Annotated in this window: 14 protein-coding genes; 8 read left to right on the top strand and 6 right to left on the bottom strand. The window is 67.8% G+C overall.

The annotated features are described in order from the left end of the window. Positions 1–16: 16 nt before the first annotated feature. Positions 17–682 (top strand): alpha/beta hydrolase, encoded by a 666-nt coding sequence (locus tag DTPSY_RS10540; protein ID WP_015913579.1) that lies wholly within the window; start codon positions 17–19, stop codon positions 680–682. Between the two features lie 154 nt (positions 683–836). Continuing rightward, a complete protein-coding gene (locus DTPSY_RS10535) occupies positions 837–1,766 on the top strand; it encodes a DUF3014 domain-containing protein (protein ID WP_015913578.1) in 930 nt (309 codons plus the stop codon). A gap of 3 nt (positions 1,767–1,769) precedes the next feature. Here the strand turns inward: DTPSY_RS10535 and DTPSY_RS10530 are convergent, their stop codons facing one another. After that, positions 1,770–2,237 (bottom strand): Lrp/AsnC family transcriptional regulator, encoded by a 468-nt coding sequence (locus DTPSY_RS10530; RefSeq protein ID WP_015913577.1) that lies wholly within the window; start codon positions 2,235–2,237, stop codon positions 1,770–1,772. A 101-nt stretch (positions 2,238–2,338) separates the two neighbouring features. On the opposite strand from DTPSY_RS10530, the gene mdeB reads away from it, so the two are divergent. Beyond that, positions 2,339–5,011 carry an alpha-ketoglutarate dehydrogenase gene (gene mdeB / locus DTPSY_RS10525; protein ID WP_015913576.1) on the top strand — a complete coding sequence of 891 codons (2,673 nt, stop codon included), beginning with the start codon at positions 2,339–2,341 and terminating at the stop codon, positions 5,009–5,011. Between the two features lie 31 nt (positions 5,012–5,042). Here the strand turns inward: mdeB and DTPSY_RS10520 are convergent, their stop codons facing one another. From DTPSY_RS10520 to DTPSY_RS10500, 5 genes are all read right to left on the bottom strand, one after another. Beyond that, on the bottom strand, positions 5,043–5,900 hold the full coding sequence (locus DTPSY_RS10520) for a M90 family metallopeptidase (RefSeq protein WP_015913575.1): 858 nt from the start codon (positions 5,898–5,900) through the stop codon (positions 5,043–5,045). 4 nt (positions 5,901–5,904) lie between these two features. Continuing rightward, a complete protein-coding gene (locus tag DTPSY_RS10515; protein WP_015913574.1) occupies positions 5,905–6,687 on the bottom strand; it encodes a UDP-2,3-diacylglucosamine diphosphatase in 783 nt (260 codons plus the stop codon). An 8-nt stretch (positions 6,688–6,695) separates the two neighbouring features. Further along, positions 6,696–7,223, bottom strand: coding sequence for a peptidylprolyl isomerase (locus DTPSY_RS10510; protein WP_015913573.1), 528 nt, complete (start codon positions 7,221–7,223; stop codon positions 6,696–6,698). 18 nt (positions 7,224–7,241) lie between these two features. Beyond that, entirely contained in the window at positions 7,242–7,829 is a 588-nt protein-coding gene (locus DTPSY_RS10505; RefSeq protein ID WP_015913572.1) for a peptidylprolyl isomerase, read from the bottom strand. 81 nt (positions 7,830–7,910) lie between these two features. Then, a complete protein-coding gene (locus DTPSY_RS10500) occupies positions 7,911–8,483 on the bottom strand; it encodes a tetratricopeptide repeat protein (RefSeq protein ID WP_015913571.1) in 573 nt (190 codons plus the stop codon). Between the two features lie 253 nt (positions 8,484–8,736). Between DTPSY_RS10500 and cysS the strand changes: the two genes are divergently transcribed. From cysS to tilS, 5 genes are all read left to right on the top strand, one after another. Further along, positions 8,737–10,113 (top strand): cysteine--tRNA ligase, encoded by a 1,377-nt coding sequence (gene cysS, locus DTPSY_RS10495; protein WP_015913570.1) that lies wholly within the window; start codon positions 8,737–8,739, stop codon positions 10,111–10,113. A 45-nt stretch (positions 10,114–10,158) separates the two neighbouring features. Beyond that, positions 10,159–10,818 (top strand): DNA-3-methyladenine glycosylase family protein, encoded by a 660-nt coding sequence (locus DTPSY_RS10490; RefSeq protein WP_015913569.1) that lies wholly within the window; start codon positions 10,159–10,161, stop codon positions 10,816–10,818. 48 nt (positions 10,819–10,866) lie between these two features. Further along, positions 10,867–11,844, top strand: a complete 978-nt coding sequence (locus DTPSY_RS10485) for an acetyl-CoA carboxylase carboxyltransferase subunit alpha (protein ID WP_015913568.1) — start codon at positions 10,867–10,869, stop codon at positions 11,842–11,844. A gap of 141 nt (positions 11,845–11,985) precedes the next feature. Continuing rightward, positions 11,986–13,839, top strand: a complete 1,854-nt coding sequence (locus DTPSY_RS10480) for a methyl-accepting chemotaxis protein (protein ID WP_015913567.1) — start codon at positions 11,986–11,988, stop codon at positions 13,837–13,839. Positions 13,840–13,928: 89 nt separating this feature from the next. Beyond that, a complete protein-coding gene (gene tilS, locus DTPSY_RS10475; protein WP_015913566.1) occupies positions 13,929–14,936 on the top strand; it encodes a tRNA lysidine(34) synthetase TilS in 1,008 nt (335 codons plus the stop codon). Positions 14,937–14,961 lie beyond the last annotated feature (25 nt).

Here is a 14,961-nt window from a genome sequence, read left to right as displayed (position 1 = left end):
CATCACGACGTTGCCCATGCTCGACCTACCCCTTTCCTTCCTTCACCGCCCCGCGACGCCCGGCTCCGAGCCGTGGCTGCTGGTGCTCATGCACGGCGTGGGCAGCAACGAGCAGGACCTGTTCGGCCTGGCCCCGTATGTCCCCCCGCAATACCACGTGCTGAGCCTGCGCGCACCGTACCGCATGGGGCCGACGGCCAATGCCTGGTTCGAATTCACCGTGGCAGCAGATGGCGCGCGCAGCATCAACGAGCCGCAGGAGGCCGCCAGCCGCGCCCTGGTGGCGCAGACCGTGGACGCCGCGGCGCGCCAGCTGGGTATTCCCGCCGCGCGCGTGGTGGCGGGCGGCTTCAGCCAGGGCGGCATCATGGCGCTGACCCTGCTGCTCACGCGGCCTGAACTGCTGCACGGCGCGATGGTCTGGCACAGCCGGCTGCTGCCGCAGGCGCTGCCCCATGCGGCGCAGCCGGCCGCGCTGGCGGGGCGCCAGCTCTGGGTGAGCCATGGCGTGCAGGACAACGTCATTCCGCTGGCCAGTGCCCAGGCCATACGCGACCATGTCCGGACGCTGCCGCTGGCGCTGAGCTACCGCGAGTACCCGGGCATGCACGAAATCCGCCCGGAGGAACTGCGCGATTCCATGGCCTGGCTGCACGGCCTGGCCGCAGGCGCCGCCGGTTGACCCCGGTGGTAAGCCTCGTAACCTCTGGTGGTTTAACGTGGTTTTATATGAAACAGGGCTGTAGCATAGGCGGGTCAAGCGCTAATAGCTATCAATATTGAAGCGAAGGTGCCTCTTGCACGGTGCGAGGGGGCCTCGTGGAGAAAGGACCGCCATGCCTGTACGAGACCCCGCCGAATTCCATCCCCGGCAGGAGTCCTCGGTCTCTGTCTGGACCGTCATTGCCCTGGTGGCGATCGCCGCCGCGGGCGCCGCCTGGTGGTTCGGGTGGCGCCACACCCAGGCCCCCGAGCCCGCGCCCGCGGCCCCCGCCGTCGAGGCCGCACCCCCCGCCGCCGCGCCGCAGGTACCCGCGTCGGGCCCGCAGAACCCGGTGGAAGTGCTGGAACCCCCGGCCGACGCGCTGCCCGCGCTGGCCGATTCCGACGCCTACGTGGCCCGCGCGCTGGCGGAACTGCTGGGGTCGCAGGCGGCGGCGCTGCTGCAGCCCGAGGGGCTGGTGCGCCGCATGGTGGCGACCATCGACAACCTGGCACGCGCCCAGGCACCCTCGCGCATGTGGCCCGTGCAGGCCACGCCCGGCCGTTTCACGGTGGAAGGGGCGCAGGATGCGCCTGCGCAGACCATCGCGTCTGCCAACGCGGCGCGTTACCAAGCCTTCGTCACGCTGGCCGAAGCCGTGCCCGTGGACGCCGCGGTGAAGCTCTATGCCCGCATGTATCCGCTGTTCCAGGCGGCCTATGAAGAGTTGGGCTTTCCCGGGCGCTACTTCAACGACCGCCTGGTGGCGGTACTCGACCACCTGCGCGCCGCGCCCGAGCCGGCGGGGCCCTTGCAGGTGCGGCTGGTTCCCGTGGTGGGCGAGGTGCCCTCCACCCGGCCCTGGGTGCGCTACGAATTCGTGGACCCCCAACTGCAGGCACTCTCCAGCGGTCAGAAGATGCTGGTGCGCATGGGCCCTGAGAATGCGCGCCGCCTGAAGGCCGTGCTGGCCGAGCTGCGCCGCCGCGTGGCAACCGGAGACATGGCGGCGGGCAACGTCGCGCGCATACCGGCGCAGGCGACGCCGCCTGCCAGCCGCTGACCGCTACGGCGTGGGCAGAGGCAACGCCGTCTTGTAGCGCACCTGCTTGAGCGTGAAGCTGGTGCGGATCTTCTCGATGCCCGGGATGGGCGTGAGCTGCTCGAGAATGAAACGTTCCAGCGCTGCGATGTCGGGCAGCGCCACGCGGATCAGGTAGTCGCTGTCGCCCGTCATCAGGTAGCACTCCATCACCTGGTCATGCTCGGCGATGCGCTGTTCGAAGGCCGAGAGCGCTTCCTTGCTCTGGCTTTTCAGGCTGATGTTGATGAACACATTGAGCCCCAGCCCCAGCGCCGTGGCATTGGCCAGCGCCACATACCGGCTGATGACGCCAGCGGCCTCCAGCGCCTTGACCCGGGCCAGGCAGGGCGAAGCCGACAGGTGCACGCGCCGCGCCAGCTCCACATTGGACAGCGCGCCATCGGCCTGCAATTCGGCCAGGATGCGCAAATCGGTAGCGTCAAGCTTCATATGCTGAAAACCATTCCGTGAACGGCATATTGTGCCGATGAAGGGTGAAACATCGTGTGAATCGGCATCCTATTTCGGTATGCGGGGCCTACAGTGGCGCGATGAACGCCCCCACGCCCCTCGCAACACTGGCTACCCTCGCTGCCGCGGCCAGCCCCGATACCGACCCCCAGGAAACCGCCGAATGGCGCGACGCCCTGCAGGCCCTGGTGGCCACGGGAGGGCCTGAGCGCGCGCGCTTTCTGCTGGACGAGCTGAACCGGCTGGCCGGCCAATTGCGCGTGGACTGGCGCCCCGGCTTGAATACGCCCTACGTGAACACCGTGTCCGTGCAGGAGCAGGGGGTGTTCCCCGGCGACCTGGCGATCGAGGAGCGTCTGGCGTCCATCATGCGCTGGAACGCGCTGGCCATGGTGGTGCGCGCCAACCAGGCGTACGGCGAACTCGGCGGCCACATTGCCAGCTACGCCAGTGCGGCCGACTTGTTCGAGAGCGGCTTCAACCATTTCTTCCGCGCCCGCGAGGGTCTGGGCGAAGGCCAGCACCGGGGCGACCTGGTCTTCTTCCAGCCGCACAGCGCGCCCGGCGTGTACGCGCGCGCCTTCCTCGAAGGGCGTTTAAGCGAGCAGGACCTCATGCACTACCGCCAGGAAATCACCGCCCCGGCGCAGGGCGCGCGCGGCCTCAGCAGCTACCCGCACCCCTGGCTCATGCCGGACTTCTGGCAGTTCCCCACCGGCTCCATGGGCATCGGCCCCATCAGCAGCATCTACCACGCGCGCTTCATGCGCTACCTCACGCACCGCAACCTGCTGGATAGCTCCGCACGCAAGGTGTGGGGCGTGTTCGGCGACGGCGAGATGGACGAACCCGAATCCATGAGCGCCCTCACGCTCGCCGCGCGCGAGGGGCTGGACAACCTCGTCTGGGTGGTCAACTGCAACCTGCAGCGCCTGGACGGCCCAGTGCGCGGCAACGGCCGCATCATCGACGAGCTGGAGCGCCTGTTCGCTGGCGCGGGCTGGAACGTGGTCAAGCTCGTCTGGGGCAGCGACTGGGACGGCCTGTTCGCCCGCGACCTCACGGGCGCGCTGGTGCGCACGCTCGAAGGCACGGTCGATGGGCAAATGCAGACCTTTGCCGCCAAGGATGGGCGCTACAACCGCGACCACTTCTTCGGCCAGAACCCTGCACTGGCCGCGCTGGCGCAAGGCATGACCGACGAGCAGATCGACCGCTTGAAGCGCGGCGGGCATGACCTGGTGAAGATCCACGCGGCCTATGCTGCCGCCGCGCGCCACCGCGGCCAACCCACGGTGATCCTCGCGCACACCAAGAAGGGCTACGGCATGGGCCAGGCCGGCCAGGGCAAGATGACCACGCACAGCCAGAAGAAGCTCGACGACGCCGACCTCATCGAATTCCGAAACCGCTTCAACCTGCCTTTGAGCGACGCGCAGGCCACCGGACTGGCGTTCTACAAGCCGGGGGGCGACAGCCCCGAGATGCAGTACCTGCGCCGCCAACGCCAGGCCCTGGGCGGCTACCTGCCCCGGCGCGAAACGGTGTGCGATGTGCTGCCCGTGCCGCCCCTCGCCAGCTATGCGCAGTTCGCGCTGGCGGCCGATGGCAAGGAAATGAGCACCACCATGGCCTTCGTGCGCATGCTCGGTACGCTGCTCAAGGACGCCACCTTGGGCCCGCGCATCGTCCCCATCGTGGCCGACGAGGCGCGCACCTTCGGCATGGCCAACCTGTTCAAGCAGGTGGGCATCTACAGCAGCGTGGGCCAGCGCTATGCGCCCGAGGACATCGGCTCGGTGCTTTCGTACCGCGAGGCGCTGGATGGGCAGATCCTGGAGGAAGGCATCAGCGAGGCCGGTGCCATCGCCAGCTGGACGGCCGCCGCCACCAGCTACAGCGTGCACGGCCTGGCCATGCTGCCGTTCTACATCTACTACTCGATGTTCGGCTTTCAGCGCGTGGGCGACGCCATCTGGGCCGCCGCCGATCAGCGCGCCCGCGGCTTCCTGCTGGGCGCTACCTCGGGTCGTACCACGCTGGGCGGCGAGGGTCTGCAGCATCAGGACGGCTCCAGCCACCTCGTGGCCGCCACCATCCCCAACTGCAAGGCCTACGACCCGGCCTTCGCGGGCGAGTTGGCCGTGATCGTGGACGCCGGCATGCGCGAGATGGTCACCGAGCAGCGCGACGTTTTCTATTACGTCACGCTCATGAACGAGAACTACGCCCAGCCGGACCTGCCGGCCGAGGCGCATGCAGGGGTGCTGCGTGGATGCTATGTATTTAATAGCTATTTGCGCCCGTCGGAAGGACGTGAGGAGCCGATTCCATCTCAAAAATCGGTGACCCTGCTGGGCTCCGGCGCGATCCTCACCGAGGTCGTGAAGGCGGCGCAACGGCTGGCCGATGAGGGCATCGCGGCCACCGTGGTCAGCGTGACGAGCTGGAGCGAGCTGGCGCGCGACGGCATGGCCTGTGAGGCCGGGCGTGACAGGGGGGATGCAGGCGATGCCAAGCCCTGGCTTACGCAGGTACTGGAGGGAACGAGCGGCCCGGTCATTGCCGCCACGGACTATGTGCGGGCCGTGCCCGAATCGGTGCGCGCCTATGTGCCCGCGGGGCGCCGCTACCGCACGCTGGGCACGGACGGCTTTGGCCGCAGCGACACGCGGGCCGCGCTGCGCGCGTACTTTGGGGTCGATGCCGCCAGCATTGCGCAAGCGGCGCGGGCCGCGCTGACGGGCGGTTGAGGGGCGGTTGAGGGGCGGGAACGAAGCTGCCTCAGCCGGACAGGGGCCGGCCGAAGAACGCATCCAGCACGGGCAGCAGGGTGGGGAATTCCTGCCCGAAACGTTCACGGTGCACGAAGTACGCCTCGCAGGCCACGGCGAAGAACTCCGCGGGCGCGGTGGCGCCGTACGCATCCAGCCACGGCCATGCGCCGCCGAAACGCTCGGCGATGATGACCTGCTCGCGGAACTGCTCGTACGCGGGCTCCCAGGCGTCGCGCCAGGCCGCGTGCGCGGCGCGCGCGCCCCGCGTGCCCATGAATCCCGGAGGCAAGGGCGGGCAGCCGTCGGCCGGGCCGTTGCGCATGTCGATCTTGTGCACGAACTCGTGGATCACCACGCTGGTGGCGACCGGCTGCCCATCCGGTCCGCCCTGGCCAGCCCCGTCCACGGCGGGCCAGCTCAGCATGACGGGGCCGCGCTCCATGGCTTCGCCCAACAGCACCTCGTCGTAGTGGTGCACCACGCCGGCGGCATCCACGGCCTGGCGGCGCGCCACGGCCTCGGCCGGATGCACCACGATACCCACGAAGTCGTCGTACCAGGCCAGCGCACGCTCGGGAGCGCCCCAGTGCAGCAGCGGCAGGCAGGCCTGGGCCGCAATCGAGACCGCCATGGCATCGGTCACCACCAGCCCATGGGCGCCGGTGAACTCCTTGCGGTCCAGGAACAGCGCGCTCAGGGCGCGCAGCTTGCCTTGGTCATGCAGTGGCAGCGCCTGCAGGAATGGGTAGCGCCGCAGGGTCTGCAACCACAGTTGCGCGGAGATGTCGGGGAGGGGGGCCACGGTGGCGCGTACGCGCAGGGCCAGTTGGCGAAGGAAGTGCAGGGGTGCGCGGTTACGTGCCATGCCGCTACGTGGGGACGAGCGGCAGGCGCTGCAAGCCCTCGGCCGTCAGGCGCAGCACGCCGGCGCGCGGCGGGTGGGCGTCCAGGTCCCAGTCCGTGAGCACGTGGCGCGCCAGGCCGGGCGCCAGTACATGGTCTGCCGGCAGATGGGTGTGGCCGTGGATCAGCGCCTGGGCCCCCGCGGCGCGCAGCCACTCGATGGCGGCCGGGCTGTCCACATCGGCATAGACCGCGGCGCCGGCCTGCTTGCGCGCCTCGCTCTCGCTGCGGGCGCTGCGGCCCTGTGCGCGGCGCTCGTGCAGCGGGCGCGCCAGCAACTGGGCCTGCCATTGCGGGTTGCGTGCCAGGATGCGAAAGCGCTGGTATTCCACATCGTTCAGGCACAGCGCATCGCCATGCGACAGCAGCCAGCGTCGGCCAGCGAACGTGAGCACCGTGGGATCGGCCAGCACGGGTATACCCGTGTGGCGCGTGAAGCCCTTACCCACGAGGAAGTCGCGGTTGCCGTGCATGAAATACAGCGGCCTCGCGTGCGTGGCCTGGGCGAGCAGGGCGCAGCAGGCGCCTTCGAAGCTGCCCGGCTCGTCGATGGCGTCGTCGCCCACCCAGACCTCGAACAGGTCGCCCAGCAGGAACACCGCGTCGGCGGGCGTGCTGTGCAGGTACTGCCGCAAGGCCTGCACCGTGGCGGGCTGGGCTGGCTCCAGGTGCAGGTCGGAGATGAAGTCCACCGTGCGCCACGCGGCTGGCGCGGCCAGCTCGTCCATCGGCGGCACGGATGGTGTCATCGCAGGGCTTACAGCGCCACAGCCTTGTCGATCACCACGGCGTCGAAGGGCACGTCGTCGTGGAAGCCCTTGCGCGTGGTACGCACCTTCTTGATGGCGTCCACCACGTCCTCGCCCTTGACCACCTTGCCGAACACGGCGTAGCCCCAGCCCTGGGGCGTGGGGGAGGTGTGGTTCAGGAAGGCGTTGTCCACCACGTTGATGAAGAACTGTGCCGTGGCGCTGTGCGGGTCGCCGGTGCGGGCCATGGCGATGGTGTACTTGTCGTTCTTCAGGCCGTTGGCGGCCTCGTTCTCGATGGGCGCGTCGGTCGGCTTTTGCTTCATGTCGGCCGTGAAGCCGCCGCCCTGGGCCATGAAGTTCTTGATCACGCGGTGAAAGATCGTGCCGTCGTAGAAGCCCTTGTTCACGTAGTTCAGGAAGTTGGCGGTGGACTTGGGGGCGTTCACGGCGTCCAGTTCCAGCGTGATGACGCCTTGGGTGGCCGTTTCGGCGACGTTGATGGTGACGTGCAGTTCGACTTGCGGGTTGCTCATGGCGGGTGTCCTTTCAGGTTACTTGACCAGGGTTGCAGATTGGATGACCACGGGGGTCGTGGGCACGTTCTGGTGCATGCCGCGGTTGCCGGTGGCCACGGCCTTGATCTTGTCCACCACCTCGGTGCCGCTCACCACCTTGCCGAACACGGCGTAGCCGTGGCCGTCGGGTTGGGGCGCGTTGAGCATGGCGTTGTTCGCCACGTTGATGAAGAACTGGCTGGTCGCCGAATTGGGGTTGGCCGTGCGGGCCATGGCGATGGTGTACTTGTCGTTCTTCAGCCCGTTGGCGGCTTCCAGCGGGATCGGGGCCTTGGTGGGCTTTTGCTGCATATCGGCCGTGAAGCCGCCACCCTGGATCATGAAGCCATCGATCACGCGGTGAAAGACCGTGCCGTCATAGTGCTTGTCGGCCACGTAGGCCAGGAAGTTCTCCACCGTCTTGGGCGCCTTGGCCGGGTCCAGTTGCACCACGATGTCACCCAGGCTGGTGGCGAGCTTGACCTGGGGTGCTGCGGCACCGGCGGTCTGGGCATTTGCTACTGTAAAAATAGCTGCTAGCGCACATCCAGCAAGCGTTTGGGTGATATTTCTTCTGGAAATCATGGTTGCTCCTTGATCGAAAGGGATAGGGGACCCGCGGCGCCCGGCTATGCGGGGCTGGGCCGGTGTGCAAGGCAGCGTGCCTCAGCGGCTGGCCGGGGTGGCGGCCTGGGGTGCGGCGGGTTTCGATTCGGCGGCGAACAGCTCGCGCAGCAGCTTGAGCTTGGGCGCCACCGAGGCGGCCGTGGCACGGTCCAGCTGTTGCGCCCGCAGATACGACTGGCTGGCCAGCTTGGCGTGGATGTCGCCCAGGTTCTCGTGGGCGGTGGCGTAGTCGGGCTTGGTGCGGATCGCCGTCTCCAGCGCCGCGCGGGCTTTTTCCAGTTGGTTCTGGCTGGCGTAGAGCACGGCCAGGTTGTTGTAGGGCTCGGGCAGCTCGGGGTAGTCCTCGGTCAGCTGCACGAAGGCATCGATGGCTTCGGTAGGCTTGCCGGAATCGGCCAGCGCCACGGCGCGCAGGAAGCGCAACTGCGGATCGCGCGGGGTGGCGGCCAGGCGCTGGTCCAGCTTCACGATGGCTTCGGCGGGCTTGCCCAGCTGGAGCAGGCGGGAAATGTCGGCGTACTCGTCCGCCTGGGCCCATGAAGCTGCGAGCAGGGCCACAGTGGCGGCAAGCAGATGCAGGCAGCGGAGGGCGGGTCGGCGTGCAGGAGTCATGGAGGAGGGGCTGGAGAGACGGAGCAGCGCGGTCGGGCCGCGGTGCGGGCTTATACTGCGGCCGATTGTAGCGGAGGGGTTTTGTCATGCCGGTACGCTGTTGCCGCTCCTGATGGCGGGCCCGCCGCCCTTGCGGCAGACCGCCTGCACGCCCCGCGGCAGCGCCCATCGCGCGCACCCGCCGAGTCGCGCGCGCTGCACCGGGCGCGCACCGCACCCATCCGCCCCCACCGATTCCCTGGACCCGTCATCCATGAGCTTGCGTATCTACAACACGCTGTCGCGTGCATTGGAGGAGTTTTCCCCGATCGAACCCGGCCATGTGCGCATGTACGTGTGCGGCATGACCGTGTACGACCTGTGCCACCTGGGCCATGCGCGCTCCATGATCGCCTTTGACGTAGTGCAGCGCTGGCTGCGCGCATCCGGCCTGGCAGTGACCTACGTGCGCAACATCACCGACATCGACGACAAGATCATCAAGCGCGCGGTGGAGAACGGCGAGACCATTCGCAGCCTGACCGACCGCATGATCGACGCGCTGCACCAGGACGCCGACGCGCTGGGCATTGAGCGTCCCACGCACGAGCCCCGCGCCACCGCCTATGTGCCTCAGATGCTGGACATGATCGGCACGCTGCAGGGCAAGGGCCTGGCCTACCAGGCGGGCAACGGCGACGTGAACTATGCGGTGCGCAAGTTCCCCGGCTACGGGAAGCTGTCGGGCAAGTCGCTGGACGAGCTAAATGCCGGCGAGCGTGTGGCCGTGCAGGACGGCAAGCACGACCCGCTGGACTTCGTGCTGTGGAAGTCCGCCAAGCCCGAGGAGCCGGCCGATGTGAAGTGGCGCAGCCCCTTCGGCGAGGGGCGCCCGGGCTGGCATATCGAATGCTCCGCCATGGGCTGCGCGCTGCTGGGCGAGAGCTTCGACATCCACGGCGGTGGCGCCGATCTGCAGTTTCCGCACCACGAGAACGAGATCGCCCAGAGCGAGGGCGCCACGGGCAAACCGTTCGCGCGGCTGTGGATGCACAACGGCTTCATCAACGTGGACAACGAGAAGATGTCCAAGAGCCTGGGCAACTTCTTCACCATCCGCGACGTGCTCAAGGAATACGACGCGGAGACTGTGCGCTTCTTCGTGGTCCGCAGCCACTACCGCAGCCCGCTGAACTACAGCAACGTGCATCTGGACGATGCGCGTGCCGCGCTCAAGCGCCTGTACACCGCGCTGAGCCTGGTGGCACCGGCCCCGGTCGAGGTGGACTGGGCCGAAGGCTACGCCGCCCGCTTCAAGGCGGCCATGGACGAGGACTTCGGCACCCCTGAAGCGGTGGCCGTGCTGTTCGACCTGGCCGGTGAGGTGAACCGCAGCAAGTCGCCCGCCGCGGCGGGCTTGCTCAAGGCGCTGGGCCGCCACCTGGGGCTGCTGCAGGCGGATCCGCAGGACTTTCTGAAAGCAGGCGCCGGGCTGGACGAGGCGGCCATCCAGGCGCAGATCGCCGCGCGCGCCGCCGCCAAGGCGGCCAAGAACTTCGCCGAGGCCGACCGCATCCGCAATGATCTGCTGGCGCAGGGTATCGTGCTCAAGGACTCCGCCACGGGCACGACCTGGGAGGCGGCTCAGTAAATGGGTTTCGATTCAAATTGGCATGTAGGGCTTGTGGGGTAAGCGGTGGCAGCTACTAAAAAAATAGCGGATGCACCTCCGTCCCTCACGCCCCCCAGCTATTGGGAAGAGGCCTGCCGGCATCTGACCAAGAAGGACCGCGTGATGCGTCGCCTGATTCCCCAGGTGGGCAACGTGGCCCTGAGCCAGCGCGGCGACGCCTTCACCACGCTGGCGCGCTCCATCGTGGGCCAGCAGGTGTCGGTGGCGTCGGCGCAGCGGGTGTGGGACCAGTTCGCCGCGCTGTCGCGCAGCATGACGCCGCGCAGCGTGCTCAAGCTCAAGGTGGACGACATGCGTGCGGCCGGCCTGTCGGCACGCAAGGTGGAGTACCTGGTGGACCTGGCGCTGCACTTCGACAGCGGCCGGCTGCACGTGAAGCAGTGGGACGAGATGGACGACCAGGCCATCGTTGCCGAGCTGGTGGCGATCCGCGGCATCAGCCGCTGGACGGCAGATATGTTCCTCATCTTCCATCTGGCGCGGCCGAACGTGCTGCCGCTGGACGATGCCACGCTGATCCAGGGCATCAGCCAGCATTATTTTTCGGGCGATCCGGTCAGCCGCAGCGATGCGCGCGAAGTGGCTGATGCGTGGAAACCCTGGTGCAGCGTGGCGAGTTGGTATATTTGGCGGTCGCTCGCCCCCCTGCCGGTGGACTACTGAACAACGCAGGGCGGCCGGTACCGGGCACCGCCCCGAGGAGAAAACAAGTTGGCGAAAAAGACCTTTCTGGACTTCGAGCAGCCCATTGGCGAGCTGGAATCCAAAATCGAAGAACTGCGCTATGTGCAGAACGAGAGCGCAGTGGACATCTCCGAAGAGATTGACCAGCTCAGCAAGAAGAGCCTGCAGCTCACCAAGGACATCTACAGTGACCTGACCCCCTGGCAGATCACGAAGATCGCGCGCCATCCGGAGCGCCCGTACACCATGGACTACGTGCGCGAGATCTTCACGGATTTCGTGGAAATGCACGGCGACCGGCACTTCGCGGACGACCAGTCCATCGTGGGGGGTCTCGCGCGCTTCAACGGCCACGCCTGCATGGTGCTGGGCCACCAGAAGGGCCGCGACACCAAGGAGCGCACCGCGCGCAACTTCGGCATGAGCCGGCCCGAGGGCTACCGCAAGGCCCTGCGCCTGATGAAGACGGCCGAGAAGTTCAAGCTGCCCGTGTTCACTTTCGTCGATACGCCCGGTGCTTACCCCGGCATCGACGCCGAGGAGCGCGGCCAGTCCGAAGCCATCGGCCGCAACATCTACGAGATGGCCCAGCTGGAAGTGCCGATCATCACCACGGTGATCGGCGAAGGCGGATCCGGCGGTGCGCTGGCCATCAGCGTGGCCGACCAGGTCATCATGCTGCAGTACTCGATTTACTCGGTCATCAGCCCCGAGGGCTGCGCGTCCATCCTCTGGAAGACCAGCGACCGCGCGCAGGACGCCGCCGAGGCCATGGGCATCACGGCGCACCGCCTGAAAGCCCTGGGTCTGGTGGACAAGATCGTGAACGAGCCGGTGGGGGGCGCACACCGCGACCACAAGCAGATGGCCTCCTTCCTCAAGCGTGCCCTGGGCGACGCCTACCGCCAGCTGTCGGACCTCAAGCCCAAGGAACTGCAGGACCGCCGCTACGAGCGCCTGCAGAGCTACGGCCGTTTCACGGACACCAAGGCGGACAGCCGCTAAGGCGGGAGGCGCGCGCTCAGCGTCGCGCCGATCCTTGAAAAAAGGTGGGGGAATCCCCGCCTTTTTTTGTGACTTACTTGTATCAAAACGTATTATCTTTCCTCGTGCGGACGCGCATCGCCGCAGGAAAAAGGGTTACGTATGTCTCTGTGGAAATCTCTCAAGGGCCAGATTCTGCTGGTGTCGCTGGCATGCCTGGTGGTGGCGTTGGTCGCGCTCTCGGCGGCGAATCTGTGGACTGCCCGCTCGCACGCCCATGCGTCGCTGGCGTCCGAAACGCAACTGCTCGCGCACAGCCATGTGGAAACGCTGCGCACCTGGGCCAACGCCAAGGCGGCCGTCGTGGAGGCTGCAGGCGCGTCGCTGGATGACGAGCAGCCTCCCAAGGCGCTGCTGATGCTGTCCAAGGCGGGGGACTTCCTGGTCAGCTATTTTGGCTACGCCGACAAACGGACGGCGTTTTCGTCGCCCCAGAACCTGCCGCCCGATTACGACCCGACCACGCGGCCCTGGTACCAGCAAGCCGCCCAGGCCAGCGGGAGCGTTCTCACCGCCCCGTATGCGGACGCGGGCGGCAACGGCCTGGTGGTGACTTTCGCGCGCGCCGCCCGCGAAGGGGGCCGCGTCAAGGCCGTGATGGCCGGCGACGTTTCGCTGGCTGCGGTGATTGCCAACGTCACCTCCATCAAGCCCACGCCGTCCAGCTACGCCTTTCTCGTCGGAGGCGACGGCGCCATCATCGCCCACCCCGACGCCAAGCTGGCGCTGAAGCCGGCGACCGACATCGCCCCCGCGCTGTCGGCGCAGGGCCTGGCCGGCATTGCGCAAAGCGGTGCGCTGCAGGCCATGGAACTGCAGGGCCGGCCCATGCTGCTGCATGTCTCCAAGGTTCCGGACACCCCTTGGATGCTGGTGATTGCCCAGGACCGTGACGAGGCGCTGGCCGCCATCTCCAGCATGCTGCGCGTTTCGCTGGTGGCCGGCATTGTGGTACTGGTGATCGCCACCCTGCTGCTGGCTGGTGTGCTGGCGCGGCGCCTGCGCCAACTCACCCAGGTGCGCGACGCCATGCACCAGATTGGCGAGGGCGACGGCGACCTGTCGCGCCGCATCGACGCGCAGGGCGAGAACGAACTCGCGCAGATCGCGGGCAGTTTCAACAACTTTGCCACCAAGCTCTCGGGTGTGCTGGCGCAGATCCGGGATGCGAGCCAGTCGGTGCGTCTGGCGTCGGAAGAGATCGCCACGGGCAACCAGGACCTGTCCAGCCGCACCGAGCTGACGGCCTCCAGCCTGCAGCAGACAGCCGCCTCGATGCAGCAGCTCACCGAGACGGTGCGCCACAACGCCGACGCGGCCCGCCAGGCCAACCAACTGGTGGCGCAGGCGGCGGGGGTGGCCCAGCACGGCGGCACCGTGGTGGGCAACGTGGTCAGCACCATGGAGCAGATCAATGCGGCGTCGCGCAAGATCAACGACATCATTGGCGTGATCGATGGCATTGCCTTCCAGACCAACATCCTCGCGCTGAATGCGGCCGTCGAGGCCGCGCGCGCGGGCGAGCAGGGCCGGGGCTTCGCCGTGGTGGCGGGCGAGGTGCGCAACCTGGCGCAGCGCAGCGCCGAGGCCGCGCGCGAGATCAAGGCGCTGATCGGCTCGTCGGTGGCACAGGTGGAACAGGGCTCGCGGCTGGTCAACGATGCGGGCACCACCATGGCAGACATCGTGCAGTCGGTGCAGCGCGTCACGGACATCATGGCCGAGATCACCGCCTCCACGAACGAGCAAAGCACCAGCATTGGCGAGGTGGGCCAGGCCGTGGCGCAGTTGGATCAGATGACCCAGCAGAACGCCGCACTGGTGGAAGAAAGCGCCGCAGCGGCGGCCAGCCTCAAAGACCAGTCTGTGCGCCTGTCCGACGTGGTGGGCACCTTCCGGCTGCACGACGAGGCCGCAAGCGCCGGTCGGGCGGCGCCGCTGGCACTGCAGCGCTAGCGTGGCGGGGCGCTGGCGCGCGCCGATAATCGGGCCGCCATGCCTGCCCATACACCACCGCGCCCGCACTGCCGCTGCAGGAGGGACGCTTGACCCAGTCGTTCGACGCCGCAGTCGCGGCCTTCCGGCCCCGTCTGCCCCTGGCCGTGGCCCTCAGCGGCGGAGCAGATTCGACGGCACTGCTGTTGGCCTGCGCAGCGCGCTGGCCGGGGCAGGTGGTGGCTTTCCACGTGCACCATGGACTGCAGGCGGCGGCCGACGGGTTTGAGCAGCATTGCGTGGCCTTGTGTGAGCGGCTGGGCATACCGCTGTGGGTGCGCCGCGTGGATGCGCGCCACGCCGCCGGACAAAGCCCCGAAGACGCGGCACGCCAGGTGCGTTACAAGGCTTTTGAGGCGTTGGCGCTTGACTGTCAAGCGCAGGCAGCTATAAAAACAATAGCGCTGGCGCAGCATGCGGATGACCAGGTCGAGACATTGCTGCTCGCCCTATCGCGGGGCGCTGGCGTAGCCGGGCTTGCCGCCATGCCGGCGCAGTGGCAGCGCGCGGGCATGGACTGGTGCAGGCCGTTGCTGCGCGTGGCAGGCGCCGACGTGCGCGCCTGGCTGGTCGCGCGTGACGAACGCTGGGTGGAAGACCCGACCAACGCCGACGAGCGCTTCACGCGCAACCGCATCCGCCGCCAGTTGCTGCCGGCGCTGCAGCAGGCGTTCCCGCAGTTTCGTGACACCTTTGCACGCAGTTGCGAACACGCGGCGCAGGCCAGCGAGCTGCTGCAGGAACTGGCCGCCGCCGATGCAGCGGCCATCGGCCAGCCGCCCCGCATCGCGGCGCTGCGTGCGTTGGGAAGGGCGCGCCAGGCGAACGTGCTGCGCCACTGGCTACGCGTGCACCACGCCACCACGCCTACGGCCGCACAGCTGAACGAATTGCTGGACCAGTTGGCCGCATGTGCCACGCGCGGGCACCGCATTCACCTGAAGGTGGGCGGGGGCTATGTGGTCCGCGAGGCAGAGGTGCTCGGTTGGTACAATCAACAGGTTTTGGTCCCCATTTCCGCACGGGACGGCGGCGCGCCAGAACAGCTTTTGCAATAGCGCCGCGCATCTGCGTCCCTGCCAT

Source organism: [Acidovorax] ebreus TPSY (assembly GCF_000022305.1).
GTDB lineage: Bacteria > Pseudomonadota > Gammaproteobacteria > Burkholderiales > Burkholderiaceae_C > Diaphorobacter > Diaphorobacter nitroreducens.
This window is presented reverse-complemented; position numbering and strand designations above follow the sequence as displayed.